22 protein-coding genes are annotated in these 25,207 nt (G+C 71.3%); 6 read left to right on the forward strand and 16 right to left on the reverse strand.

Going from position 1 to position 25,207, the window contains the following annotated elements; translation table 11 throughout:
• Positions 1 to 500 precede the first annotated feature (500 nt).
• Positions 501 to 1,793: an FAD-dependent oxidoreductase gene (locus ACQPYE_RS26155; protein WP_498715087.1), complete on the forward strand. Its 1,293-nt coding sequence runs from the start codon at positions 501 to 503 to the stop codon at positions 1,791 to 1,793.
• 261 nt (positions 1,794 to 2,054) lie between these two features.
• Here ACQPYE_RS26155 and ACQPYE_RS26160 read toward each other — a convergent pair whose 3' ends face one another.
• Positions 2,055 to 2,336, reverse strand: a complete 282-nt coding sequence (locus ACQPYE_RS26160) for a hypothetical protein (protein ID WP_498723099.1) — start codon at positions 2,334 to 2,336, stop codon at positions 2,055 to 2,057.
• Here ACQPYE_RS26160 and ACQPYE_RS26165 point away from each other — a divergent pair.
• Positions 2,289 to 2,603 carry a hypothetical protein gene (locus ACQPYE_RS26165; RefSeq protein WP_498722990.1) on the forward strand — a complete coding sequence of 105 codons (315 nt, stop codon included), beginning with the start codon at positions 2,289 to 2,291 and terminating at the stop codon, positions 2,601 to 2,603. The genes ACQPYE_RS26160 and ACQPYE_RS26165 overlap by 48 nt on opposite strands.
• 134 nt (positions 2,604 to 2,737) lie before the next feature.
• On the opposite strand, the gene ACQPYE_RS26170 is transcribed toward ACQPYE_RS26165, so the two are convergent.
• The gene (locus ACQPYE_RS26170) at positions 2,738 to 3,793 is read right to left on the reverse strand and encodes a hypothetical protein (protein WP_498715089.1); all 1,056 of its coding nucleotides are present in this window, start codon (positions 3,791 to 3,793) and stop codon (positions 2,738 to 2,740) included.
• A 194-nt stretch (positions 3,794 to 3,987) separates the two neighbouring features.
• Between ACQPYE_RS26170 and ACQPYE_RS26175 the strand changes: the two genes are divergently transcribed.
• Positions 3,988 to 4,149, forward strand: coding sequence for a hypothetical protein (locus ACQPYE_RS26175; RefSeq protein WP_498715090.1), 162 nt, complete (start codon positions 3,988 to 3,990; stop codon positions 4,147 to 4,149).
• 99 nt (positions 4,150 to 4,248) lie between these two features.
• Here ACQPYE_RS26175 and ACQPYE_RS26180 read toward each other — a convergent pair whose 3' ends face one another.
• The 7 genes from ACQPYE_RS26180 to ACQPYE_RS26210 form a co-directional block, all read right to left on the reverse strand.
• A complete protein-coding gene (locus tag ACQPYE_RS26180; RefSeq protein ID WP_498715091.1) occupies positions 4,249 to 5,253 on the reverse strand; it encodes an XdhC family protein in 1,005 nt (334 codons plus the stop codon).
• A 5-nt stretch (positions 5,254 to 5,258) separates the two neighbouring features.
• On the reverse strand, positions 5,259 to 7,406 hold the full coding sequence (locus ACQPYE_RS26185; protein WP_498715092.1) for a xanthine dehydrogenase family protein molybdopterin-binding subunit: 2,148 nt from the start codon (positions 7,404 to 7,406) through the stop codon (positions 5,259 to 5,261).
• Positions 7,407 to 7,410: 4 nt separating this feature from the next.
• Positions 7,411 to 8,391 (reverse strand): FAD binding domain-containing protein, encoded by a 981-nt coding sequence (locus ACQPYE_RS26190; protein ID WP_498715094.1) that lies wholly within the window; start codon positions 8,389 to 8,391, stop codon positions 7,411 to 7,413.
• Positions 8,388 to 8,930 carry a (2Fe-2S)-binding protein gene (locus ACQPYE_RS26195; protein ID WP_498722991.1) on the reverse strand — a complete coding sequence of 181 codons (543 nt, stop codon included), beginning with the start codon at positions 8,928 to 8,930 and terminating at the stop codon, positions 8,388 to 8,390. The genes ACQPYE_RS26190 and ACQPYE_RS26195 overlap by 4 nt, the downstream gene beginning before the upstream one ends.
• Positions 8,931 to 9,428: 498 nt before the next feature.
• Positions 9,429 to 10,343, reverse strand: a complete 915-nt coding sequence (locus tag ACQPYE_RS26200; RefSeq protein WP_498715095.1) for an AraC family transcriptional regulator — start codon at positions 10,341 to 10,343, stop codon at positions 9,429 to 9,431.
• Positions 10,344 to 10,799: 456 nt separating this feature from the next.
• Positions 10,800 to 11,759 carry a hypothetical protein gene (locus ACQPYE_RS26205; RefSeq protein ID WP_498715097.1) on the reverse strand — a complete coding sequence of 320 codons (960 nt, stop codon included), beginning with the start codon at positions 11,757 to 11,759 and terminating at the stop codon, positions 10,800 to 10,802.
• On the reverse strand, positions 11,756 to 12,262 hold the full coding sequence (locus ACQPYE_RS26210) for a SigE family RNA polymerase sigma factor (RefSeq protein ID WP_498715098.1): 507 nt from the start codon (positions 12,260 to 12,262) through the stop codon (positions 11,756 to 11,758). Before ACQPYE_RS26210 ends, ACQPYE_RS26205 begins: the two co-directional genes overlap by 4 nt.
• Positions 12,263 to 12,649: 387 nt before the next feature.
• On the opposite strand from ACQPYE_RS26210, the gene ACQPYE_RS26215 reads away from it, so the two are divergent.
• A complete protein-coding gene (locus tag ACQPYE_RS26215; protein ID WP_498715100.1) occupies positions 12,650 to 13,333 on the forward strand; it encodes a response regulator transcription factor in 684 nt (227 codons plus the stop codon).
• Positions 13,330 to 14,769 carry a HAMP domain-containing sensor histidine kinase gene (locus ACQPYE_RS26220; RefSeq protein WP_498715102.1) on the forward strand — a complete coding sequence of 480 codons (1,440 nt, stop codon included), beginning with the start codon at positions 13,330 to 13,332 and terminating at the stop codon, positions 14,767 to 14,769. Before ACQPYE_RS26215 ends, ACQPYE_RS26220 begins: the two co-directional genes overlap by 4 nt.
• Positions 14,770 to 14,890: 121 nt before the next feature.
• Here ACQPYE_RS26220 and ACQPYE_RS26225 read toward each other — a convergent pair whose 3' ends face one another.
• The 3 genes from ACQPYE_RS26225 to ACQPYE_RS26235 all read right to left on the reverse strand — a co-directional run bounded on the left by ACQPYE_RS26225 (position 14,891) and on the right by ACQPYE_RS26235 (position 18,895).
• A complete protein-coding gene (locus ACQPYE_RS26225) occupies positions 14,891 to 17,038 on the reverse strand; it encodes an MMPL family transporter (RefSeq protein WP_498715103.1) in 2,148 nt (715 codons plus the stop codon).
• Positions 17,039 to 17,483: 445 nt separating this feature from the next.
• Positions 17,484 to 18,488 (reverse strand): DUF2399 domain-containing protein, encoded by a 1,005-nt coding sequence (locus ACQPYE_RS26230; RefSeq protein ID WP_498715104.1) that lies wholly within the window; start codon positions 18,486 to 18,488, stop codon positions 17,484 to 17,486.
• 251 nt (positions 18,489 to 18,739) lie between these two features.
• On the reverse strand, positions 18,740 to 18,895 hold the full coding sequence (locus ACQPYE_RS26235) for a hypothetical protein (RefSeq protein WP_498715106.1): 156 nt from the start codon (positions 18,893 to 18,895) through the stop codon (positions 18,740 to 18,742).
• A 104-nt stretch (positions 18,896 to 18,999) separates the two neighbouring features.
• Between ACQPYE_RS26235 and ACQPYE_RS26240 the strand changes: the two genes are divergently transcribed.
• The gene (locus ACQPYE_RS26240) at positions 19,000 to 19,236 is read left to right on the forward strand and encodes a hypothetical protein (RefSeq protein ID WP_498715108.1); all 237 of its coding nucleotides are present in this window, start codon (positions 19,000 to 19,002) and stop codon (positions 19,234 to 19,236) included.
• Positions 19,237 to 19,853: 617 nt separating this feature from the next.
• On the opposite strand, the gene ACQPYE_RS26245 is transcribed toward ACQPYE_RS26240, so the two are convergent.
• From ACQPYE_RS26245 to ACQPYE_RS26260, 4 genes are all read right to left on the reverse strand, one after another.
• A complete protein-coding gene (locus ACQPYE_RS26245) occupies positions 19,854 to 21,641 on the reverse strand; it encodes a condensation domain-containing protein (protein WP_498715109.1) in 1,788 nt (595 codons plus the stop codon).
• Between the two features lie 5 nt (positions 21,642 to 21,646).
• A complete protein-coding gene (locus ACQPYE_RS26250; protein WP_230571483.1) occupies positions 21,647 to 21,793 on the reverse strand; it encodes a hypothetical protein in 147 nt (48 codons plus the stop codon).
• Between the two features lie 344 nt (positions 21,794 to 22,137).
• The gene (locus ACQPYE_RS26255; protein WP_498715111.1) at positions 22,138 to 24,528 is read right to left on the reverse strand and encodes a VIT domain-containing protein; all 2,391 of its coding nucleotides are present in this window, start codon (positions 24,526 to 24,528) and stop codon (positions 22,138 to 22,140) included.
• Positions 24,525 to 25,199 carry a MerR family transcriptional regulator gene (locus ACQPYE_RS26260; protein ID WP_498715113.1) on the reverse strand — a complete coding sequence of 225 codons (675 nt, stop codon included), beginning with the start codon at positions 25,197 to 25,199 and terminating at the stop codon, positions 24,525 to 24,527. Before ACQPYE_RS26260 ends, ACQPYE_RS26255 begins: the two co-directional genes overlap by 4 nt.
• Between the last annotated feature and the right edge of the window lie 8 nt (positions 25,200 to 25,207).

Below are 25,207 nucleotides of genomic sequence, written 5' to 3' on the forward strand. Positions count from 1 at the left end.
ACGCCGTGGCAGTGCTGTGGCGGATGCGGCGATCGGCATGTCACCGGTTGGTTCGACGTCGGCACCCGGTCCCCGCTGGTGGACATCACCCGAGCACAGGTCGAGCCGGCCTGGTCGCCCCGGGCCGGCAGCGTGGACTGCGCCCGGGAACAGATCTCCGGACTGGGGTGGAAAGCGGCGGGGCCCGCCCGAGGTCGACGAACCGGGGCAGCGGGCGCGGTGGGGATGGCGGCTGTTCGGCCGGCGGGTGCAGTTGCGCTTCTACCGACGTGCCGGGCAGAGGCTGCGGCGGTTGGCCGCGGCACGCGCAGCCCGGTCGCGGTGGCGCCCGCCGTCGTCGGACGCACCGGCCACTGGTCGCTCAGCCTGCCGGACCCGATCCGCTGAGTCGCCCGCAACCGGGCCGCGGGGTCCACCCCGACGGGACACGCGCCATCATGCCGTCTCGTGGCCGCTGCGCTTGACTGATCCCGACACGTCGCGAGGCAGGGAGAGGCACCGTGGTGGAACCGGACGTCGACGTCGTGGTCGTGGGGGCGGGACTCGCCGGACTCGCGGCGGCACGCCGGCTGCACCTCGCCGGCCTGGCCGTCACGGTGTGCGAAGCCGGCGCCGAGGTCGGTGGCCGGGTCCGCACCGACCTGGTCGACGGGTTCCGGCTGGACCGCGGGTTCCAGGTGCTGCTGCCCTCCTACCCCGAGGTGCAGCGGGTGTTCGACCTCCCGGCCCTGGACCTGCGCCCCTTCGTGCGCGGCACGGTCGCGGTCACCGCCACCGGGCGTTACCACCTGGTCCCACCGTGGCGACGGCCGTCCACGACGACGGGCACGGCGGTCGGCCGGGTGGCCGACGCGGTGCGGTTCGCCGCGCACCGCCCACGGGACGTCGCGGCCGTGGGGGCGCTCTCGGCGCGCACCCTCCTCAGCTCGGACGCGTCGGTGCGGGGGCGCCCGGCCGACGACCGGTCGATCCGGGCCGAACTGTCCCGGTGGGGCATCACGGACCGCACGGTCGGGGACGTTCTCCGGCCGTTCCTCGCCGGGGTGTTCCTCGACCCGGCCCTGGCAGGCTCGGCCCGGGCCTTCCGCCTGATCTGGCGGTGCTTCCTCAGGGGCGGCGGCGCGGTGCCGAACGCCGGGATGCAAGAACTCCCCCGCCAACTGGCGCTCTCCTTGCCGAGTCGATCGATCCGCACCGGGTGCGCGGTCGGACAGGTGCGCAAGACCTCTGTCCACCTCGCCGACGGCACTGTGATCCGAGCGCGGGCGGTCGTGGTCGCCACCGACGGCGCGACCGCGCACCGGCTCCTACCGGACGTCCCGGAACCCGCCTGGCACGGGGTCACCACGTGGTACTTCACCGCGCCGGCCTCGGCCGACGACCAGCCCGTGCTGGTGCTCGACGGCGACTCGGACCTGCTGGTCAACACAGCGGTGATCAGCGCCGTGGCCGAGGGCTACGCACCCGCGGGCACCGCGTTGATCACCGTGTCGATACCCGATCGGGTGATAGGCGAGGACGCGGCTCGGGACGTCGAGTCCCAGGTCCGCGCACGCCTGGGCGTGCTGCACGGCCGTGGCACGGGCGGCTGGGACCTCGTGGCCCGGTACGCGATCCCGCACGCGTTGCCCGTGACGCCACCAGGTCGGTCGATGCGGCAACCGGTGCGGTTCGGCGAAGGCCGGTACGTGTGCGGCGACCACCGGGACACAGCCTCCATCCAGGGCGCGCTGGTGTCCGGTCGCCGTACCGCCGACGCCGTCCTGCGAGACCTGTCCGACGGTGTCCGATGACCGCGAGGTACTGGTGCGGCACCCGGCTGAGGGCGCGGATCGGCGGTCGACCCACTGCGACCCACTCGCGGCGGGGCAACAGCTCCGCGCGGGCACCCGGTACCCGCACCACCGATGCACGATGACGCAGTCCGGCCACCCGCCGCGGTACACGACCTCGACACCCGCGGACCGCACCGATGAGTTCTGCGACGAACCGGTGACGGCACGACCGAGGCCTCCCCGGCTCGCGCCGGGGACGCCTGTCCCAGTGGTGGTCGATCAGAGGTGGACCTGCCAGTGCACCCTCACCCGGTAGTCGCCGCCGTGGCCGACGAACTGCATCTCGGTGGGTGGCAGCCGGAAGTCGATCCAGCCGAGATCCGAGGAGTCCCGGTAGAGGAAGCCGCACCGGTGCGGCAGCGCCACCAGCGCGGCCCGCGCCTCGAACAGGTCATCCTCGCCGAACGGTTCGTCGGGACCGTCAGACGCGAGGCCACCGACCCACTGCTCATCATCAACGAACGCCACCTGCGAGCGGTGCCGGACCGCTGCGCGGACCACTACAACCACCGCAGAGCACACCAAGCCCTACAACTCACACCGCCACGACCAGACCCGCCGGTCGCTGAACCGGGCCGCACCTCGATACGCCGTCGACCGGTCCTCGGCGGCCTGATCAACGAGCACGAACCCTCAGCAGCACAACCGCGCAGCTCAGCCCGTACGGCCGACTTCTGGCACCCCACAGGACCGAAATCCGAGGCTCAAGACGGCAATCCACGTGGAGTCGCGGTTGTGGAGGGTTCTCACCGGCCACGCAGGTGGTGAGCAGGGATTCGCGCATGTGTGCAAGACCTGTCGCGGAACCACCAGGTCCGAGGCGCACGGTCATCGTGGTCTGCCCGCGCAAGCCCGACCGGTGAACCACTCGCCGAGACGGGACGCCCCGCGTCCCGGACGGCTCAGTCCCCGGAGTCGCCGCCGGAATCGCCGTGGTCACCGCCGGAGGAGCCACCACCGCCCCCCTGATCAGCCCGCTCCGGCACGCCGTCGGATTCGGGCGGGTCGAACTCCGGCGCATCCGGGTCGTCCGCCGTCGGTTCCCGCCGGAGTCCGGGACCCCGCGCGCCCGCCGGCGCCGCGAACGGCAGGCGGGAGCCGGTGAGGCGATAGCGGCGCAGGTCCCGGCGCATGCGCAACCCGGTGATCAGGAACATCACGCCGAACCCGGTGCCGGCGAACAGGTAGGTCAATTTGCGCGTCGCGGGAGACATCCCCGGGCCCTCCGTCGGCAGCCAGCCCCGCGGATCGACCAGGACCTCCAGCCGATCGCCGACCCGCAGGTCCCGGTCGGCGTGGTAGGCGAGCTCGCCGAGGTCCGCGCCGGTGCCGGCGTCCGCGACCCGAATCTTCTGGTCGGTGTCCGGAGCGGAGTCGCCGTCGACGTCGTCGACGACCACGACGGCCACCCGATCCGCAGCCGTGTGCAGATAGGCGAGCGACAGACCGGTCGGGGCGTAGAAGAACAGACAGACCGAGGCGACCACTACCGGCAGGATCCACTCCGGTTCGACATCCACCGGATGCTCGCCGATGAACCACACCATCACGCTGGCGAACGCGCCGGCCAGCAGAGGCAACGAGACCAGGACGGTGAGCCAGGTGAAGCCGAAGCTGTAGCTGTAGGCCACTCCACCGGTGGTCACCACGATGGCGAGCAGGAATCCGAGGGTCAGCAGAACCTGTCGTACGCAGATCCATGTCCGGTGCACGACGCCATCGTGCCTGCCCCGGGCAACGGCCGGGACCCGTTCGACGGCGTGAGCCCAACAACGCCTGGTACAGCGGCCGCACTCACCCTCCTGGCGACCACGGCCCAGCAGACCACGATCGAGCCGACCGTCACCGAGACCCGTCGGCACAACCGCGAACTCCAGCCGGAACCTCGAACAGCGGCTGCCGTACTCGTGGGGTGCCAGAACTCCGCACTGCGACGCTGAGCTGCGGCGATCGTGCACCTGGGTCTTCAGGGCATGATCGTGCGGTGTGGCGTGACGACTGCTGTACCTGGTCTTCGTCCGACTCGGTGGTTGGCTGGTGCTTCTCGACCGCTCCTCCGCGGCCAAGGACGTCGGACTGTCATCGCGTTGACACGGCGCCTGCCACGACTGCTACGCGAGCACCGATTGGTGACACCGGGCACCGTCCTGCGATGACACCGACGCCTGGTCGCGAAGAAGTGACCGCTACGCGGCCCACTACGACCACCACCGACCACACCGAGCACTTCAACTCGCACCACCACGGTCGGGCCAGCCGACCGCAGAGCAACGCCGCACCTCCATACGTCGCCGACCAGTCCTCGGCGGCCTGATCGACGAGTACGAACCCACGGCTGCCGAGACGAGTGATCATCCAGTAACCCCACTCCGCACAACCAGGTGAGGATCGGACCTGCGGTTGCCCTTCGTGCTCAGGACACGGCAGGTCCTGAACACGTCGCGGGCACCATCGCCCTGATCTGCGTGTCGACCTCGCGCAGCCGCTGCCCGGATCGCGCGTTGCCCACCGCCACCACCTCGGCGAGGATCGACAGGGCGGTCTCGGCAAGTGATGCCCCACCGAGGTCGAGGCCCGCCGGGCCGCTCAGGCGGTTCAGACCGGGGGTTCCGGCCAATCGTCGCAGCCGTTGAGCATGGGTGGTCCGACTGCCCAGCGCGGCGACGTGTCCCGCTTCGCTCCCCAGCGCCGCGCGAATGGCTCGGTCGTCGATGCGAGGGTCGTGCGTCAAGGTGACGACAGCGTCCTCGGCCCGGAGCCGGTTGCCGACGATCCACTTGTCCGGCCACGCGCGAACGACCTCGCAGGTGGCGGGAAGTGCTCCGGACGTCACGTGTTCGGGGCGCGGATCCAGGATGACCACTCTGCGGTGCAGGGATTCCGCCATCCTCGCCGTGGTCGCGGCGAGGTCGGTGGCGCCGACCAAGACGAGCGTGCTGCGCGGCCTCAACTCCTCCACGAACACGGAACTGCCATCACCGGACGGCGGCCACGCGGCGGTGGTCGTCACCGACCACGAGTACGGCGGTTCGAGCTCGATGCGCACCGCCAGCAGCCGGTCATCCGCCAGTGCGGAGGTGATCGCGGCCCGCACCGGGGCGTCGGGGGCGCGGGTGAGCAGCACCCGGAGTTCACCCGCGCACGCCGGGGTTTCCTCCCACGGCATCAGGTGCGCGGTTGGGGAGACGGTCGCCACCTGGGGCGCGGCGCCGTCGAGCACGGCGCGCGCCGCGTCGAGGACGATGCCCTCGACACAACCGCCTGATACCGAGCCGCGCCACGTGCCGTCCTCGGCGATCGCCATCGTGGCGCCCAGCGGCCGGGCACCCGGGCCGTCGCGATCCACCAGGCGGGCCAGCACGACCTCCTGACCCGAGTCGCACTTGACCTGCACAAATGGCCAGATCTCCCGCAGCACGGCCGTCAGTCCTCGATGACGCGGTCGAGCCGGATCGGCAGCTCCCGGTGGCGTTTGCCGGTGGCGTGCCAGACGGCGTTCGCGATGGCCGCGGCGACGGCCACCGTGCCGATCTCGCCCGGCCCCTTCATCCCGAGCGGGTCATCGGGCTCGTGGTCCTCGACGAAGTCGGCGTCGATGAACGGCACGTCCGCGTTCGCCGCGAAGTGGTAGCCGGCGAAGTCCGCGTTCACCTGCCTGCCGCTGACCTCGTCGCGCACGACCTCCTCCTGAAGCGCGATGGACAAACCCATGATCATGCCGCCGGTGAGCTGGCTGCGGACCATCAGCGGGTTGACCACGCGCCCGACCGCGAACCGTCCGACCAGCCTGCGCACCCGCACCTCTCCGGTGGCGGGGTCGACGGCCACCTCGGCGAACACGGCGCTGTAGGAGTGCCGTTCGCGGTGTGGCCGCGACATGATCTCCTCGGTGGTGTCGGAAGTGACGGACACCGGCAGCGCGGGCCCCGACTCGAGCTGCTCACGCAGCTCCCTCGCCGCCGCGACGATCGCCCAGCCCCACGAAGTCGTGCCCAGCGATCCACCGGCCTGCCACGCCGGGCCGATGGCGCTGTCGCCGATCCTCAGCCGAATCCTGTCCCAGCCGACGCGGAGCGCGTCGGCGGCGATCGCGTGCAACGCCGTCCGCGCGCCCGTGCCGATGTCGATCGCCGCGATGGCCACGCTGAACGTGCCGTCCTGCTCGGCGGTGATCGTCGCTGACGACGGGAAAGCGGTGGTGAAGAACGACGTGCCGGCCATGCCGGTGCCGATCAGCAGGTGGCCTTCCCCGCGACGGCGCGGCCGGTGATCTCGGCCGGTCCACCCGAACCGGCGCGCACCCTCGGACAGGCAGAGCTGGAAGTTCCGACTGGTGAACGGCAGACCGGACACCGGCCCGACCTCCGGTTCGTTGCGTCGCCGCAGTTCCAGCGGGTCCAGGTCCAGCCGTTCGGCCAGCTCGTCCATCGCGGACTCCAGCGCGAAGGACCCCGGCGCAGTCCCCGGCGCGCGCACCGAGGCGACCGGCAGGATGTTCAGCGGCACGACGTTGAGCCTGGTGCGGATCGCGTTGGCGGCATAGAGGGTCTTGGCGATCTCCACGCAGTTCTCGATGAACTCGGACTTGCCGGAGATCTCGAAGGCGGCCTCGTGGCCGATCGCCCGCAGCCTGCCGTCGCGGTCGGCGCCCAGCCGCACGCGCTGGTCGGTGCGCGGGCGCGCGGACGTCGCCAGGAACACCTCCTCCCTCGTCAAGGCGACGCGCACCGGGCGGTGGAAGAGCATCGTGGCCATTGTCGCGAGGATCAGTTGCGGGCCGAGTCCCGTCTTCGACCCGAAACCGCCGCCGACCTGCTCAACCTGGACGCGAACGTCGGACAGCGGCTTGCCGAACAGCGCCGCGAGTTGCGCCGCGATGCCGTACGGCGCCTGGTTCGAGTCGATCGCGCGCAGCACAGCGCCTTCCAGCCAGGCCGTCGCCACGTGCGGTTCCATCGCACAGGCGTGCTGGGCGGGCGTGGTGTAGCTCTCGTCCACCACCACTGCGGACGCAGCCAACTCAGCGTCCAGGTCGCCCTTGTCCGCATCCGGGCCGAACGCGGACAGTGCGGGCCGCGCCGCCGGGTGACCCGCGGAGAACGCGATGTCGTGCGGCTGTTCCAGATAGGACACGCGCAGCCGCTCGGCCCCGGCACGGGCCTGCTCGTGAGTCTCCGCCACGACGAGCGCGACCGGCCAACCACCGTGGGTGATCCGGTCGTCCTGCAGCAGCTGCAACTGGCCGTCCGGACCGAAGAAGGGCGAGCCGGCCTTCGGGTCGACCCGCGGCGCGTTGCGGTGGTCGATCACACCGATCACACCAGGTGACGCGAGTGTCGCACTGCTGTCGACGGCTGTGATACGACCGCCGGCGATCGTCGCGGTGACAACCGCGCCGTGAGCGAGCCGATCGATCGGGACATCGCCGGCGTAGCGTGCCTTGCCGCTCACCTTGTCGCGGCCTTCAACCCTGGTGCGCGGCGTGCCGATCGCGGGCGCGGGCAACTCGGGAATCTCGGCATCCGTGCTGTTGAGCACCTGTTGGTGTGGGTTCACCTTGTTCACGCCCATCCGGTCAGTGGGAGATCTCGGTCAGTACGGACTGGATGAGGTTGCGTGCCAGTCTGAGCTTGTACTCGTTGTGCGGTAGCGGTTTTGCGGTACTGAGCTCCGCCTCGGCCGCGGCGCGGAACCGCTCAGGGGTGGCTGGGCCGCCGTGCAGTTCCTCTTCGGCGATCCGCGCTCGCCACGGGTGCGAGGCGACGCCGCCCAGGGCGATGCGCACCTCACGCACCTGGCCCGAGCGCACGACGAGATCGGCGGCGACAGACAGGGTGGCGAAGGCGTAGGACGAGCGTTCGCGCACCTTGCGATACCGCGACCGTTCTCCTGCGGCGCTGCGGGGAAGCACCACGGAGGTGATCAGGGCGCCGTCGGGAAGCGTCGTCTCCAGGTGCGGCGTGTCGCCGACCGGGCGGTAGAACTGCGAGATCGGAACCTCCCCTTTGCCGTCCAGCGTCTCGTAGTGCACGACCGCGTCGAACAACATCATCGCCACCGCCATGTCCGACGGGCTCGTGGCGACGCAGGCCGGTGACGCGCCGAGGATGGCGTGGTTGTGGTGCACGCCGGCCAGTGCGGCGCAGCCACTGCCGGGCACCCGCTTGTTGCACGCAGACGACAGATCGGCGAAGTACGCACACCTGGTGCGCTGCAACAGGTTTCCCGCTACCGTCGCCATGTTGCGCAGCTGCCCGGACGCGCCGGCCAGCACCGCCTGGGACAGTGCCGGGTAGCGGCGCCGGATCTCGGGATGAGCAGCGACATCGCTGTTCGTCGTCGTCGCACCGATCACCAGATCACCGTTGGGTGCCTCGTGGACCCCGGCGAGCGGCAGAGCGCGCACGTCGACCAGACGATCAGGTGTCTCGACACCGCGCTTCATCAGGTCGACGAGATTCGTGCCGCCCGCCAGGAACCGGGTGTTCTCCCGTCCCACCACGGAGGCCAGCGCATCGTGGACCGTGGTCGCGCGGCTGTAGGCGAACTCCTTCACCCGTTCACCTCTTCACGTTCGGCGGCCTCGAGAACGGCGCGCACGATCGACGGGTAAGCGCCGCAGCGGCACAGGTTTCCGCTCATCCGCTCGCGCACCTCATCGGCGTCGAGGGGGCGGTGTGGCTGGTCAGGTGAGAGGTCGGGGGTAACGGCGCTCGGCCATCCCGCCGCGTGCTCGGCCAGCACTCCGACGGCCGAGCACAACTGCCCGGAGGTGCAGAATCCGCACTGGAGTCCGTCGAGCCGCACGAACGCCTCCTGGATCGGCCGCAGCTCGTCGTTCACGGCGAGCCCTTCGACCGTGGTGATCTCAGCACCCTCCGCGGCGACCGCGAGCGTCAGGCACGACACCACGCGCCTGCCGTCCACCAGTACCGTGCACGCACCGCACTGGCCGAAGTCACACCCCTTCTTCGCACCGATGTGCCGCGTGTCCTCCCGCAACGCGTCGAGCAGCGTTCGGCGGTTGTCCACAGTGAACCGATGCGATTTTCCGTTGACATGTAGCGATATCTCACTTCGAGCGTCGTTCGTCATCGCGCTCTTCCCTTCGTCTGACCCGATCAACAATCCGGCCGCGTCGAGATCGCCGCAGCCGCGGCATCTGTTCGGCCTGACGAGCAGCAGCGCGGCGTTACAGATCAAGAGGACGTCCGGAGGGCGCACCGGCGCCGAAGCCGAGCGTCACCGACAGCGCCTCGCGCGGGACGGGCCGGAAGCTGGCCGGAGCCGCGCGCACAGGCAGCGGCAACTGGTTGGTACTGGAGCAGCTGACCTCGGCCTCGAATCCCTACCCGGACGCCGCCCTGTCGCCCAAGGTCGAGGAACTCGGAAATCCGTGCCAGCTCATCGTGACGCCCGAACAGTTCGACACCGGCCCCTCATCACCTCACGCGCGTCCTTGCCTGCCGGTCACCAGCCGGCCGCGGACCGCCTTCAGGTGCCTCTGTCCGGGGAGGCTATAGCGAGTCCCCCGCGGCAGGGCCCGTCAGCAGGGCAAGCGGGCAGGATCGAGCAAGAAGTCGCGAGTTCTGGTCAACCGTCGCGAGAAGTGCCGGATGTGTCGGTTCGAACGTTCACGCCCAGGCGGACCGCGTCCCGGCGTGGCGGGTCACCGAACTGCCGGCGGTACTCGCGGCTGAACTGGGCAGGGCTCTCGTAGCCGACCTGACGGCTGATCCCGGCGATGTCGCCGGGATTCGCGGCGAGCAGCAGCCTGGCGTGCTGCAGGCGGATCTGCTTCTGGTACTGGATGGGGCTCATCGAGGTGACGGCCTGGAAGTTGCGGTGGAACGCGGAGACGCTCATGCCCGCCCTCTGCGCCACCTCCTCGACGCGGAAGGTCTGCGCGTAGTTGTCGCGGATCCACTGGACGGCCCTGGCGATGTGGCTGAGACTGCTGTCGGGCAGGCCGAACTGCCGCAGGATGTTGCGCTGCTCACCGGTGAGCAGCCGCCAGATGATCTCCCGCTTGATCAGGGGCGCGAGCACGGGGATGTCCCGGGGCTGGTCGAGCAGCCGCAGAAGGCGGACGACGGCATCGAGCAGTTCGGCGGAGGCGGTGCTGACTGCCAGACCGGCCGGCGCGCCGGCCGGGAGTTCCGGCAGTTCCTCGACGTCCGCGGCCAGCAGCACCTCGGCGACGGCGGTCGGCCGCAGGTCCAGGCCGAAGCCGAGCGCGGGTTCCCCCGGGCTGGCGCCGATGAACTGCGCGGTCACCGGCAGGTCGACCGAGGCGATGACGTACTCCCCGGCGCGGTACTCGTACAGGCGGGTGCCCAGCGCGAACCGCTTGGTGCCCTGGGCGACGAGGGCCAGCACCTTGCCATAGGTGGTCGGCGTTGGCGGGCTGGGCCGATCGGCGCGGAAGATGCGCACGGCATCGATGTCCGTGCTCAGATCGGGGCGGGCATGCCGGGTCAGCAAGGCACGCAACTCGTCGAAGGGCATGGTCATCATTGAAGCAGCACACAACCCCACGAACCCGCGGAGCGACAGAGGCGAGGTTCAGCGGAGACGGGCTGAATCCCGCAGCACTGCCACACCGACTTCCGGTCGATGCGCTTCGTCGGCTCCGGCTGCCGGCGCGCCCGAAGACAGTGCTCCGGTGGCACCAGGACTTCATCACACCCCGCCACGCGATCAGATCCCGCCCCAAGCGGCCTGACCGTCCACGGCCCATCCGCCCGATCCGATTCCTCGTGCTGCTCCTGGCGCGGGAGAACCCCGCCTGGGGCTACCGCCACCCGAACGCACCACGCGGCAATCGAGCTCGCCGGCCGCCAGATCCACGTCCTCGGCGCCACCGCACACCCGACCGCCTTCTCGGCCACCCAAGCCGCCAGGAACCACGGACGACCTCGCCGGCGAGCACAACGTCCAGACCGGCGCTGTCCGGGCCGCCGCTCAACCCTCCATTTCCACCATCACCGCCCACTCGCCGTGCTGCGCCTCGGGAATGACGCTGATGTCGACGGGATCTCCGGGCACGAGATCGGGTGAGTCGTAGCCGCCGCCTCTGATGCTGCCGGCCACTCCGTAGGAGTAGCTCGTGCTGTCGTCGACGGTGACGCCGTTGATCAGGACGCTGATGCGTCCGGGTGAGCCGTATACGACTTCCAGCGCGGTCACGCGTCGCCAGGGGACGACGGCCGTTCGCGGCAGGTTCGGGTCGGCGGGGTCGGAGCGCAGCACGATGTCGGCGTCCCACACGTGACCATCCACCTCGATCGGCTTCTCCGGTGCCGGTGGCATCGGGTACCGGGCGAGCGGCACCTTCCGGCCGACTCCGACCCGCAGCTCGATCCCGTCCTCCGCCGGTTCGACCTCGGCGTCCTCGGCGATCACGTCCATGCCGCTGGTGATGCGCCCGAGCACGGTCAACCGCACCACCGCCGGCCTGCCCTCTTTCAAGCTGTCGCGCATCTTGTCATCGGAGAAGCCGAAGTCACCGTCGTAACAGGCCCACTGTCGAATCTCCCGGTCGTCGATGGCGACCGCCACCTTCAAGCTCCGATCGCTGCTGGCGTCGCAGCCGATCAACAAGGTCAGCTCGGCCGGATCCGAGGGCGTGAAAGCGAGCGTGAGCGGGTCCGGGGTGCGGCCGGACGTCTGGGCGACGACGCGGCTGCCGCTCAGGTATTCGGGGAACGGTGGCGGCGTGGCGGGCTGGGAGTCAGGTCGTGACGGGGTCGCCGCGAGCCCTCCTCCGACCAGGGCCAGCACGACGCACGTCACCGCGACGAAGGCCCGCCGGCGGCGAACCTTGCGGACCCGCGATCGAAGCGCCGCCATGCGGACGTCGTGAGTGGTCTCGGGCAGTTCGGCGCGGTCGCGGAGGACTTCGCCCAGGTCGTTCGGCTTCACCCGCGCACCCCTTCTCCGTCGAACTGCCCGAGCAGCGCGGGCTCGACCCGCAGCCGGGCGAGGGCCTTGCTGGTCTGCGACTTCACCGTGCCGACCGAGACACCGAGCACGTGCGCGGCCTGCGCCTCGGTCATGTCCTCGTAGAACCGGAGCACCAGCACGGCCCGCTGGCGACGCGGAAGGACGCCGAGCAGGCGCCAGAGCCGGTCGTGCTCGTCCACCGCCGCCTGCGGATCCAGACCGAGGTGCTCGGGCAGCACGTCGGTCGGCTCCTCGGCGCGCCAGCGGCGTCTCCACCAGGTGGCGTAGGTGTTGACGATGATCCGGCGCACGTAAGGCTCCGGGTCTCCGTGCACGCGCCGCCACGCCAACCACGCCTTGGTCAGCGAAGCCTGCAACAGGTCCTCGGCGTGCCCGGCGTCGCGCGTGAGCAGGTACGCGGTGCGCAGCAGGCGCGGCGAAGCACCCACGACGAACTCCTCGAACCCCTCGGGTACTTCCACCGCTCCCCCAACCGCCCGACATCCTCGCTCGTACTACCAGTCGGGGCCGGCGGATGGTTGCCATCGGTCGAGAACGGATCGCGGTTCCACTTGGCCGGTGATCGGCGATCAGGGACCCAGACGCCCGCACATCACCGACGTCACCGCCCACCCTGCCCAGCGGCCTACCCGCCGGCAGCCCCGAAGAAGCCCTCGACTGCGTCTGCGGCCTTCACCTCAACGTCCCACCGGCTGGCCCCTACCCCCGATGAATTAGCGGCGCGGGCCACTCAAGCGTCCGCAAGAACACGACCCGCGGGCACCACAGCGGTGACGCTCTAATCCTGGCCTCAGGTTGATCGGGGACAGTGAGCGGCAAAGCATCGACTGGAGAGGGGGCGGGCCTGCGTGCTGATCATGATCGCGGATGACGAGGCGGCCATCCGCGAGTCGCTGGAGCGGGTGCTCCAGGTCGAGGGTTACGACACCAGCACCGTCGCCAACGGTCTCGCCGTGCTCGACGGGGTCGGTGGCGACGCGCCGGATCTGCTGATCCTCGACGTGATGATGCCCCGCCTCGGCGGGTTGGAGACCTGCCGGCGGTTGCGGGCGGCGGGTCGGGATCTGCCGGTGCTGATGCTGACCGCCCGTGATCAGGTCTTCGACCGGGTCGCGGGGCTGGACGCGGGCGCCGACGACTACCTGCCCAAGCCGTTCGCCATCGAGGAGTTGCTGGCACGGGTCCGGGCCCTGCTGCGTCGCCGCACGCCGGGCGACGACGAGCCGCAGATCCTGTCGTTCGCCGACGTCCGGGTCGATCCCGACAGGTTCCAGGCGTGGCGGGGCGAGCGGCCGCTCCGCCTGACCCGGACCGAGTTCTCCCTGCTGGAGGTCCTCGTGTGCAACGCCACCCGTGTGTTGACCCGAGGTGCGCTGTTCGAGGCGATCTGGGGATTCGACATGAGCGTCACCTCCAACAACCTCCAGGTGTACGTGAGCTACCTGCGCCGCAAGATGGAGGCCGAGGGTGAGCCGCGATTGATCTACACGCTGCGCGGCTTGGGGTACACGTTGCGGGAGACTCCTCCGTGAGCAGGCCCGCAGGCCGGGGGTCGCGCCGGCTGACCCGTTGGTGGCGCCGGCGGTCGCTGAGGACCAGGCTGACGGTGATCGCGGCGACGGCCATCGCGGTCAGCGTGTTCATGGCCTTTCAGGTGGCCAGCGAGCTACTGGACTGGGAGCTGCGGAACACCGCGGAGGATCAGCTGCGCGCCGACTCCCGCGTCCTGGCGACGAACGCGGAGCGCGCCGGTCTGGCGCAGGTCGAGCTACCGCCGTACCCCGGATCCGGTCGGCTGGTGCGGGTCGTCCTGCCCGACGGCTCGATCCGGACGCCGGACGGCCAACCCGCGCTGCCCCCGGTCAGCGAGCACGCCGGGCGCGTGGCGCAGGGCGCGTCGGCCGACCTGATGGAGTCGGGCGACAGCGACGACGACGGCTACCTCGTCTACACGCTGCGGGCGGGCGACGGCGCGGTTCAGGTGGCCCGCGTCGCCGACGACAGCCCGATCAACCGGTTTGGGTTGGGCATGCTGCTGATCGGGCTGCTCTGCGTGGCCGGCGGCGCCCTTGTCGGGCGGGCCGTGGCGCGGACCGGGCTGGCACCGATCGACCGGCTGACCGCCGCCGCGGTCCGCGTCGCGCACACCCGTGATCTCGACGCCGACATCCCGGATGAGGGCGGTGGGGAGATCCGGCGGCTGATCCAGTCGATCAACGACATGCTCGCCGCGCTCCGGGACTCCCGGCGGGCCCAGCGGCTGCTCGCCGAGGACGCCGCCCACGAGCTCAAGACCCCGCTCACCAGCCTGCGCCTCAACGTCGAGCTGCTGATCCGGCTCGACAGGCGCGGCAACCTGGACAGCGCACTGCCCGCGGAGAGCCGGACCCGGCTGCTCAACGACCTCGGCGCCCAGGTGGCCGAGTTGAGCACCCTCGCCGCCGAGTTGACCGACCTGGCGCGCGGTGACGTCAGCGACGAGAGCACCGAGGTGATCGACCTCGCCGACGTGGTGGTGGCCGCCGCGACACGGGCGCGTTCCCGTGTGCCCGACATCGAGGTCGCGCTCGACGTGACCTCCGTGTGGGTGAGCGGGCGTCCCGCCGCGCTCCAACGGGCGGTGCTCAACCTCGTCGACAACGCGGGCAAGTGGTCCCCCGCGGACCAGCCGGTCCAGGTCCGGCTCCGTGCCGAGGGCGCGTCGGCGGTGATCGAGGTCGACGACGCCGGTCCGGGCATCGCCGCCGCGGACGCACCGCGGGTGTTCGACCGGTTCTACCGCGCCGACAGCGCACGGGCGTTGCCGGGATCCGGTCTGGGGCTGTCGATCGTGAAGCGGGTCGTCGACGCCCACGGCGGCCGGGCCACCGTCGCCCGCTCCCCACGCGGTGGCGCGCTGCTTCGGGTCGACCTTCCGGCCGCCCCGGTCGCCCGGCTCACCGCCGGTGAGGACACCGCGGCGCGCTGACCCCAGCCCAGCCCCAGCCCCGGCCGCACGGCGCAGGGCCAAAGGGGCGGCGACCGTCGGGCCCAGGAAAGATCCAGGACGGGCCTGGGGCCCGTCCTGGATCTCGTCCGTGCCGCCGCGCTCACCGTTGCAGCGCGGAATCCTCATCGTCGGTGAGCGGCCGTTGACCGTCCGGCGGCTCCACCGGTCGGGACAGCCGGCTCGGCCACCACATCCGCCTGCCGATCAGCAGGGTGAGCGCGGGCACCAGGACCGACCGCACCAACAGGGCGTCGAGCAGCACGCCGAAGGCGACCAGGAACCCGACCTCGATCAGCATCACCAGCGGAAGCGTGGCGAGGACCGCGAACGTGGCCGCCAGTACCAGGCCTGCCGAGGTGATGACGCCACCGGTGGCGGAGAGGGCTTTGAGCATTCCCTCTCTGGTGCCCAGACGCACGGTCTCCTCCCTGGCCCGGCTGGCGAGGAAGATGTTGTAGTCGACGCCGAGCGCCACCAGGAACAGGAACGCCAGCAGCGGTACCGAGTAGTCGACGCCCTTGAACCCGAACATCGTGTCGAAGACGAACACGCTGCCGCCGAAGGCCGCCGCGAATGAGACGATCACGGTGGCCATCAGGACCAGCGGGGCCACGATCGATCGGAGCAGCAGCCCGAGGACGAGCAGGACGACGACGAGCACCAGCGGGATCACCAGCTTCTCGTCGCGGCTGGTGGTCACCTCGGTGTCGAGGTTCTCCGCGCTCGGCCCGCCGACGATCGCCTCCGCCCCGTTCACCGCGTGCACGGCGGCGCGCACCCGCTTGATCGTGTCGTACTCCGCGACGGTGTCCGGCGCGTCCGTCGGGAACACCGAGATGTCGGCCCAGCCGCCGCTGGTCCGACCCGGGACGGCCACTGCCACACCGGGAGTGCCCTTGACGATGTCGAGCACCCGCTCCTGGTGCGCAGGCCGCGTGAAGATCGTCATCGGCTGGCCGCCGAGCTCCGGGAAGTGCTGGCGGAGAACGGTGAAGCCGGTGACCGACTCCGGCGCGGACAGGAACTGGTCCTGCTCCCGCAGGGCGCCGGTGTTGCCCGCCAAGCCGAGGGTGAGCACGCCCAGGATTCCGAGCGAGCTGAGCGCCGCCACCCACCGGCGGCGGCTGATGGCGGCGCCGAGCCGTCCCCACAGCCCCGGCTTCTCCTCCACGGCCGTGCTGAACCGCGGGATGGCCGGCCAGAAGATCCGCCTGCCGAGCACCACCAGCATCGCCGGGAACAGCGTCAGCATGGCCACCAGCGCGCACAGGATGCCGGCCGCGCCGACCGGGCCCAACCCGCTGGTGCTGTTCAGGTCCGCGAAGAGCAGGCAGAGCAGGCCGGCGACCACGGTGGCCGCGGACGCGGCGATGGCAGGCGCCGCGCCGCGCAGCGCGTGGACCATCGCGACCCGGACGTTCTCGTGGTGGTGCAGCGCTTCCCGATATCGGGCGATGAGCAACAGCGCGTAGTCCGTGCCGACGCCGAACACCAGGATCGTCAGCAACGCCGAGTTCTGGTCGTTGATCACGATGCCGAAGCCCTTGACGAGCAGGTAGACGGTCGCCATCGCGGTCAGTGCGGCCGCGCCCACGGCCACGAGCGGGATGAGCCACAACACCGGGCTGCGGTAGGTGAGGATCAGCAGGAGTGTGACGACGAGGACGGTGGTGAGGAGGACCTGCAGGTCGATGCCGTCGAAGACGGCGTCCATGTCGCCGTCGACCGCGGCCGGGCCGGTCACGTCGAGTTCAAGGCCGGCGGGGCGGTCCTTCGCGGCGTCGCGCAACGGGCCGACGATGGCCTCCGGTGCGCCGTAGGTCGTGCTCACGTCGAGGGTGAACATCATCGCCTTGCCATCAGTGGAGGGCTCCGTCCGCGGGCCCTCGTCGTCCTCTCCTGCCGGGGCCACCACCTTCGGTGGGTACCGCTTGGCGAGGGTGTCGTAGTGGCGCTCGACCGTCGCGCGGTCGGCGTCGGTCATGCCGCCGGCTCTGTGGTACACGAAGACGAACGTGTTGTCGTCCCCGCCGGGGAGGCTGTCCTCCAGCACCGCGACCTTGGTGGACTCGGCGTTGGCCGGCAGGGTGTCCACGGCGCTGTCGGTGGTGACCGAGCTCAACTGTCCGCTCAGCGGCACCATGACCACCGCCAACGCCACCCACAAGCCGATCACCAACCACGGCACCCACCGGCCTGCCAACCGACCGGGGGGTGCTTCCCCGGACGGCGCTGCGCTGACTGTCATCACTAGCCTCCTGCACACGGGTTGCATCGCTTGTCCGACGCCGACTTCCTACCGAGCGAATCTGAGACGAACGTTAAAACGGCGCTCAGGCCGGTTGGTCGGACCAGGGGACGGTTCAGTCGTGACAGCTGCATCGCCGGCACCACTTGATCCGTGCCAGGAAGTCACGGCGGTTCAACTCGCAGGTCAGAGACTCGACGCCGGCTTCTGCCACCCAAGGTTCGACATCGACCGGCGCCGGCTCGCACGCTGCGGAAGCGTTGCCTCGTGGCAGGCGCACCGTCGGTCGGTCGAACGCCTGCAACGGCCCGATTATTCGGATCCCTCGTGAAAAGCGCTGCTGCGCAGCGAGGCCGCGAAGGACGCCGAACCTCGCTGACCTGCGGAGCATCGTGCGTAAATCATCCAGGGGCGCAGGTGGCGGGACGTGAAGCGGTTCGCGCCGTCAGAGCAGTGACGGCAGCACGTGCTCCTCGGTGACCATCAGGCCCGTGGTGGTCATGGTCTTGGCCAGGTCGGGATCCCAGGTTGCCTCTGTTGGACGGCTGTTCAACGTCGGCAGTTCGACACCGCGGGCGATCAGGGTGGCGACGGCCTCGCGGTAGTCGTTCGCCGACATGCGCCACGCCGTGCCGCCGGTCCAGGCGAGGATGTCGTTGGTCGCGCGAATGCCGTCCGGTGTGAAGTCGTTGTGGCAGCGAACCTTCTTGCCCTTCAGGTGGTGCCTGGCCTGTGCGGTGAGGCCGTTCGGGAGCACCATCAACGGGCCGGGCACGCCGGACTCGAGCAGGCGCGGGTTGCGGACAACGGTGATCTCCGAGCTTTCGAGGGTGTCGTTCAACGTCAAGTAGCCCTGGGAGGTCAGCACCGGGTCGCTGTAGGCGTCCCTGAGGACACCAGCCCGCTCCCAGGTCGTGCCCATGAGTTCGAGCGCCTTGCCCACGATCCGGGCGAGCGGCCGTCCGTCGTCGAGGTCGTTGCCGGCCAGGGCGAACCGGGTCGTCGTCGACCCGAGCTTGCTCAGCACCTCGGCGGCCTGGTTGGCGAGCATCGGCAACGCCGGTTGTGGGATCTTGCCGTACCGGCGCACGTGCGCGATCCACGGTGCGGCCCACGGTTCGTGCAGCAGGTCGTGCTGACGCAGTGCGAACTTCAGCACGGCGTCGGCTGTCGAGGCCTCCTCGGTCGTGGACATGCCGATCGGCCTGCCGTGCAACGCTTCCAGCACCTCGGTCAGCGTGCTGCCGTGCGCACGGACGTGCTCGTCCAGACGCGCCAGGGAGATCTGCCGGCGGGCCGGGTGCGCGACCGGCTTGCGCAACAGCTCGGTGAGCGCCGCGGCGGTCTTCTCGTCCTCGACGCGGATGCTGAACGCAGACCGGCCGCCACCCTCCAGGGTCTCGCGGGCCAGCCGCCACAGCTCGGCGAGTTCAGGTTGGTCCCAGTGCACCGTCAGAGCCTAGTTTCGCGATCCAGAGCACGCGCATGCCGGCCCTGAACACCCTTCGCAGCCGAGAGGGTGGGCACGGCCCATGCGTTGAACCTGTGCAGTCGCGATCCTGCCGAGGTGGAACGCGGTCTGGACGACCGGGTAGCGGACTTCGAGCGCAGAGCCGCACGATGCCAGGAGCTCCAGCACCGGGCCGAATAGCCTACTACCAGAGAAGACCGGTTACACATCACGTCTCGCTGGTAGGCGTGCTACCCGGCTTCCGATGAGCGTTCTGACACCCCGAACACCTCCGCCGCCTCCCGATAGCCCTCGACCTGCCCGGCTTCCAGCGCGGCCACCACCCGCAGCCGCAGGACCCCACGCTCTGCGGGCGCCAACCTGTGCACGCCCTCGACCTCGTTCACGGTGGTCAACCTGCAGGCGAGTGATCACTTCCGATTCGATGTCCGCCCTACGGTCAATCGAACAGCCGAGTGCGCGCGGCGTTCCGATCCGGTGAGATCGGGGTATGCGCCGAACACTGATCGCTGCGGGCTTCGCCACGATGCTCGCCTTCTTCGGGACGCCCGCCGCCACCGCCGTGCCCGACTGCTGCTGGAACGGACCGTTCACCAGTGTGGAGGAGTGCCAGGCAGACGCCGCCGCGTGGCGCGAGACAGGAGGGGGCGCCGGCCCGTGCTCCTACAAGACGGACTGGGTCAACGGCTGGGACGGCTGGTTCTACCGGGCGACGCCCCAGCCCTGACCGGGACGACAGTCGGCCGGATCGGATCGCGGCGGGCGCGAATGCGTGTCCGTGGGTGTAGAGCGCCGGAACTCTCCACCTGGGCGTTGAGCTGCGGTGATCGCGCACCACGAGCCACAGAAGCATGATCGTGAGGCGTGGCGCTACGACGGCTTTACCCGATCTTCGCCCGGCTCGTCGGCTGGTCGGCTCTGCTCAGCCGGTCATCGACGGTCAGGGACGTGGAGCGCTACCCGCCGACCACACCAAGCCCGACAACTCACACCACCACGACCAGACCAGCCGATCGCTGAACCGGGCCGCGCCTCGATACGCCGTCGACCAGTCCTCGGCGGCCTGATCAACGAGTACGAACCCACAGCAGCACAACCGCAGCTCAGCGCGTACGACCGACTTCTGGCACCCCACAGCCACCACGCGAGGTCCGGTGACCCGGTCGCGTCCGAAGGGCGTCGTCCCGGTCAAGCGGCAGCAGATCGGCCCCGATGGCGCGCGTCAGCCGATCGCAGCCGCCTCCAGCTCCCAGCACTCGGCCGACCCGCAGGTGACGACGAGCGGGACCGGCGGACCCGGGCAGTTGACCGCCGCGATCGCCTGCGGCCACCCGAGCCCAGCGTTCAGAGCTCGACCGTCGGTGCGGGTGCGCGTCCCGTGCCGGTGTGGCGGGGGGCGGGCCAGGAGGCGAGGTCCGCCGGGTCGGTCGGGGCGGTGGGGCACAGGACGTAGTGGCGTGGGGTGAGGACGGCCGGGTGGTCGGGAAGTGCGGCCATGCAGCGGGCGTGGGCCTGTTCAGGGGTGCTGACGTGGTCCGTGATGGTCACGTAGGCCACCAAGGGGTGACCGTTGGCTTCGGCGAAGACCCGGGTGACGGCCGGGGCCAGGGCGTCGTCCAAGAGGGACTGGACCTGGCGCAGGTCGACCCGGCACGAGTCGAGCAGCAGCCAGTTCGCCGAGCGCTCGGCCGTCGGCAGCCCGATGAGGTCGTGCATCCGCGCGGTGGTCAGGTCTTCGTGTGCCGCGGCCACCAGGACGCGTTCGAACGCCAGCAGCAGTGACTCCGCTTCCTGACGCGTGACCACGCCGTCGTCCTCGACCCACAGGTCGAGCACCAGCCGCCCGTCGAGTCGGTTGAGGTTGAAGCGGACCGGTTTCGCGTTGCGCTGCACCGGACGCCAGCGCAGCTCGGTGTGGGCGAGTGCGGCCCGGAGCTCGTCGGTGCCGGGCAGGGCGCCGGGCGGGGTACCGGGACCGGGCTCGGGGGCGAGGTTGTTGAACAGCGGTTCGTAGCGGAACAGCAGGCCGCGTTCGTGGGCTATCCGCTCGTCCAGCCGGGCTCGTTCGGCCGCGTCGTACCGGGCGTGCCTGCTGGCCTCCAGGACCGTGGTCCACGTGTGCGCGACCAGCGCGTCGAAGTCGCGCCCGGCGACGCCGACGGAGGCGATCGTGCCCTGGGCCAGCGAGCCGACGTAGTCGAGCAGGTGGCGGTCGAAGCGGTTGCCCGACATCAGGGGCAGCACGATCTCCTCGTCGCCGGTGCGGTGGGCCAGCACAGCGCAGATCGCGGCCAGCACGACGCTCTGCCGACTGGCGCGGGTGCGGGCCGCCACCCGGCGCACCGCCGTGGCGGCGGCCGGTGAGGACAGCTCCACGGCCAGCGGATCGCCGCCGGGGCTGGTGTCGGGCATGTGGTAGAGCAGGCGGGGGATCTTCGAGGTCTGGCGCTGGAGGTAGACCTGCGCCGCCCGCGCCCGGCGCCGCTCGGCGGGGGTCGCCTCCAGTCGCGCCTGGTCCAGTGGCTGGTGGCGGGGTGTGCCGACGTGCCGGCGGGAGGTGTCGCCGACCAGTTCGGCGAACTCGCGCCGCAGGACCTCGATCGCGCCGTGGTCGACCGCCATGTGCGAGAACGCGCCCGCGCACGCGATGACCCTGCCGTCCTCGTCGGGAGAGACCGCGACCACGACCCGCATCGCGGGCCGGTCCGGGTCGGGGTTGTCGCGCAGCAGGCGGAGGAGCGTCCCGGCCACCGACGTGCGGTCGCGCGGACCCCACCGGCCCTGACCGAGCACGCAGACCTCGAGCGGGAGCGTGCCGGACGCCGCGACCAGCTGTCGCTTCTCCTCGCCGAGGTCGTAGGAGGTGCGCAGCGCCTCGTGCCGCGCGCCCAGCACGGCGATGGTCTCGACCACGTCGTCCACCGAGGCGACGGCCGGCACCGGGAGCTCGACGCAGAGCACCGAGTAGAAGTGGTCGGAGACCTGGCTCAGCCACTGCGCGATGTTGACCTGACCGAGGGTGAGCGGCCCCTCGGCCTCCCGCGAGCCGGTGACGGGTACCTGGATCGTGCGCTGCGGTGTCAGCCGCACCCGCTGCCGGCGGTGCTGCCCCGGGTCCGCCACGACGGTCACGGTTCTCACCCCACCCGGTCGCGGAAGGCGGCGGCGAGGCGCGTGACCGATCCGACCCGGGAGGACGGGAGGGCGTGATCACCCGAGTGGACGGCGAGGTGGTGCCACGACGCTTCGTCGTGCACCACGAGGTCGGGCGTCGGCGGTGGCATGCGCCCATTCTCCGTGCCGCCCTCGGCCGCAGTCCATAGGGCGTGGCGAAGGAGCGCGCCGGCCGGGAGCAACTCCGACCGCGCCCATGGGTGCGGTCACCTCGGCGTTCTGGCAGGCGTCGGTGAAGGCCCGGTAGCTGTGCTGCCGCACTTGGACGAGGGGCGTTCGCCGGTTCGGGTGATCGGCTGGTGTCCCCGACCTGCGGCGCGACTTCGCAGCCGATGCCCTCGGGTGCCTGACCGCGATGACGGGTCGGTACCGCGCCGCGACAACAGGCAGCGTCGTCGTCTCCGGCGGACCGTTCCCGGGGCGGGGAGGCGGGCTCCGCCCCGGGAACGGGAGGTCACCGCTTCCAGAACGGCTTGCGCCGGTGGGGTTCAGCCGGCCGGGATTGGCTTGACCGGGGTTCGGCCAGGGCCTCCAGCGTCGCGATCGCGTGCCGCAGGCGGCGGTCGACCTCGGTGGGATCGGTGATGGGCACGGCGAGTTCCGCGGCCAGGTCCGACAGCGTCCGCAGCGCCTCGGCGGGCGCGCCCGCCGCCCGCCACGACGGGAGGTGGCGGCCGATGGCCTGGTGCAGGCGCTCGAGCAGGGCAGCGGCCGGCTCTCGTGCTTCGCGCAGCCCGGTCAACGCCTCCGCGGCGAACTCCGCCGGCGCGGGGACGGGCGGCGCGGGTGCGGCGGGCTTCGGTGCTGCCAGGTCCGCGCTGCTCGCCACGGCCGCTTCGAGACCGGCACGGGCACGCGTCTTCCGCGCGCGGGGGGCGGCCGGGGCGGGGGCGAACGGCATGGCCGCCATCGGCGCCCCGGCCACCGGCATCCCGGCCGGAGCCGCGCCGTAGCCGCCTCCGCCGGCGAAAGCGGGGACGGATGACCAGCCGTCGGGCAGTTCGACCGGCTGCGTCACCCGCCGCACCCGACCGCCCTCGTTGACGACCCGTTCGTCCACCGCGACGAACGCGGTGAACCGGGACAGCACGCCGTGCTCCAGCGATGTTCCCACGATCTGCCGCTCCAGGGCGTCGAGGTCGCCCACGCCCACGACGTAACGGTCCTCCAGGTCGCGCACCCGAGCCCTGGCCCACAGCGCGGCCAGCCCGGCGTTGTCGCTCGCCACCGCCGCCACCCGCTGCCGCCACCCACCCGAGCCGGTGACCTCCACCGCGCCCGACGGCTCGCCCGCGTACCTGCCGGTGACCACGACCGGGACGCCGGGGAACAGGTCGGGCAGCGGCGCGGGGGCCAGCGAGCCCTCCTCCACGGCCAGGCCGTCGGCCCGCACCGCCAGGCCGGTCAGCACGGGCGCGCCGATGCGGTGGTGGATGTCGCGCATGGCCTCGTCCAGCCGGTCCTCCGACTCGACCAGCTCGCAGCGGCCGGTCGAGCCCGCGAGTCGTTGCAGGAACGCCGCGTTGACCGCGCGGTCGATGCCGACGGTGTGCACCCGCACGCCCGCCAGGCTCGTGGCGACCTCGCGCAGCAACCGGTCCTCGTCGCCCACCTGGCCGTCGGTCACCAGCACCAGCACGCGTTCCCGATCGCCCTCCGCGCCGAGCAGCCCGGCCGCGCGCTGGAGGGGGTTCAGCATCTCGGTGCCGCCCCGGGCCTCCAGGCCGGCCAGGAACTCCACCGCGCGGTAGCGGTTGCGGTCGGTCGCCGCGACCAGACCGGCGGGCAGCTCGTCCGGGCTGTCCAGCCGGTCGTCGAACGCCAGCACGGCGAACCGGTCGTCCGCGCGCAGCGAGTCGACCACGCGGCTCGCGGCCCGGCGCGCCGCGACCACCTTCCAACCGTGCATCGAGCCCGACCGGTCCAGCACGAGCACCACGTCCCGGCTCGGCAGCCGTCCGCCGGCGGCCGGGGGCAGCACGGTCAGCGCGAACGTGCCGCCCTCGCCGCCCTCGTCCGGGCGCACGGCCAACGATGTGCGGACCACGTCGGCGTCGGCGAAGCGCAAGCGCAGCAGGAAGTCGCGGTCTACGCGCGCGCCCGGCTCGACCCGGACGCGGAACCCGCCGGCGGTCTCCTCGGTGACGGTGGCGTGCAGGCTGGCCGAGGGTTCGGCGGGTGGCAGCCCGGCCAGGTCGACGTCCACCACCAGGGACAGGCGGACCGGGTTGGGGAAACCGGGCAGCAGCACCGGCGGGCTGATGCGGGAGGCGTCGGGCACCGCGTCGGTGTCGCGAGCCACGCCGTCGCCGACCTGATCGCCGGGCAGCGGGGCGCCCGGGACGTAGCGGGGTGCGACGACCAGCGGCAGGCGGTACTCGGCGGTGTCGTCCTCGTAGGCGAGCACCCCCACGAGCGTGAGGCGCACGGTGATCCGCTCGCCGGGCACGATGTTGCCGACGCGCGTGGTGAACACGCCCGGCCGCTCCTCCTCGGCGATGGCGGCGCGCTTGCCGTCGGAGACGGCCTGGTCGTAGTCGGCCCGCGCGGTCGCGCGTTCCTTGAGCACGCCCTCCACCACGCGGCCGTCGGCCTCCACGCGCAGCGCGGTCACCGCGGCACGGGCGGGCAGCGGGAAGACGTAGGTCGCTTCGAGGGGGTCGGGGTGCGGGTTGTGGAAGGTCTGCGTGATGGTGGTGCGCGAGGCCAGCCCGGTGATGGTCGCGTGGACGTCGACGGCTTCCAGCGGGAGGTTGCCACGCTCGGTGCGCAGGCAGCCCAGGCCGTCGTCCTCGGTGGGCCGGGTGGCCCCGACGTCTCCCACGACCGCGATGCGGGTGCTCATCCGTTGTCCTCTCCAGTGGTCGGGGCCAGACGCGTGCGGGCGAGCAGGTCGAGCAGGGGTGCCGCGGCGGTTTCGATGGCGGCGAGTTCGGCCGCGTCGGGGACGCGGTCGGCGGCGTGGAGCACGAGGGTGACGCCGGGTCCCAGGCGCAGACCGGGCACGACCCGGGTGACGCCGGCGGCCGGGGGTACGGAGGCCACCGGTGGTGCGGGAGCGGCCGGCGGCACCGCTGCGGGTGGCACGGGTGGCGACGACGCGGGCCGGTCGCGCCAGAAGACCCCGCTGCGGGACGCCGCGGCACCGTCGTCCGACCGTCCCCCGGGTTCGGCTCGTCCAGCCGGCTCGACCTGCCGGGTCACCCCGGCCAGCTCGGCGAGCCTGCCGTCATCCGCGCCCACCACCACCGCCTGGATCTCCGCCAGCGCGTGCCCCGCCGCCTGCAACTTCTTGACCGCGACCACCTGGAGCAGGTGCCGCCACCCGTACAGCGCGGTGCGTCCCCGGTACGCCACCGGCCGATCCACCAACCCGATGGTCGTGTACCACCGTATGGCACGCCCGTTCGGCAACTCCCGCACCCGACCGCTCCGCTGGCCCCCGTAGTCGTCGGCGAGCAGCGCGGCGACCCGGTCCGGCAGCTGCCCGATCGTCCACAGCTCCTCGTCGCTCACGCCACGAC

Source organism: Actinosynnema sp. CA-299493 (assembly GCF_050946825.1).
Classification (GTDB): Bacteria; Actinomycetota; Actinomycetes; order Mycobacteriales; family Pseudonocardiaceae; genus Actinosynnema.

What these genes read in the sequence shown, in the direction of transcription:
- ACQPYE_RS26175 (WP_498715090.1), top strand. Translation starts at nt 3,988, where the DNA reads ATGACACCGACGCCTGGTCGCGAAGAAGTGACCGCTACGCGGCCCACT.
- ACQPYE_RS26185 (WP_498715092.1), bottom strand. Translation starts at nt 7,406, where the DNA reads ATGGGCGTGAACAAGGTGAACCCACACCAACAGGTGCTCAACAGCACG.
- ACQPYE_RS26195 (WP_498722991.1), bottom strand. Translation starts at nt 8,930, where the DNA reads ATGACGAACGACGCTCGAAGTGAGATATCGCTACATGTCAACGGAAAA.
- ACQPYE_RS26200 (WP_498715095.1), bottom strand. Translation starts at nt 10,343, where the DNA reads ATGCCCTTCGACGAGTTGCGTGCCTTGCTGACCCGGCATGCCCGCCCC.
- ACQPYE_RS26225 (WP_498715103.1), bottom strand. Translation starts at nt 17,038, where the DNA reads ATGACAGTCAGCGCAGCGCCGTCCGGGGAAGCACCCCCCGGTCGGTTG.
- ACQPYE_RS26240 (WP_498715108.1), top strand. Translation starts at nt 19,000, where the DNA reads ATGCGCCGAACACTGATCGCTGCGGGCTTCGCCACGATGCTCGCCTTC.
- ACQPYE_RS26250 (WP_230571483.1), bottom strand. Translation starts at nt 21,793, where the DNA reads ATGCCACCGCCGACGCCCGACCTCGTGGTGCACGACGAAGCGTCGTGG.
- ACQPYE_RS26255 (WP_498715111.1), bottom strand. Translation starts at nt 24,528, where the DNA reads ATGAGCACCCGCATCGCGGTCGTGGGAGACGTCGGGGCCACCCGGCCC.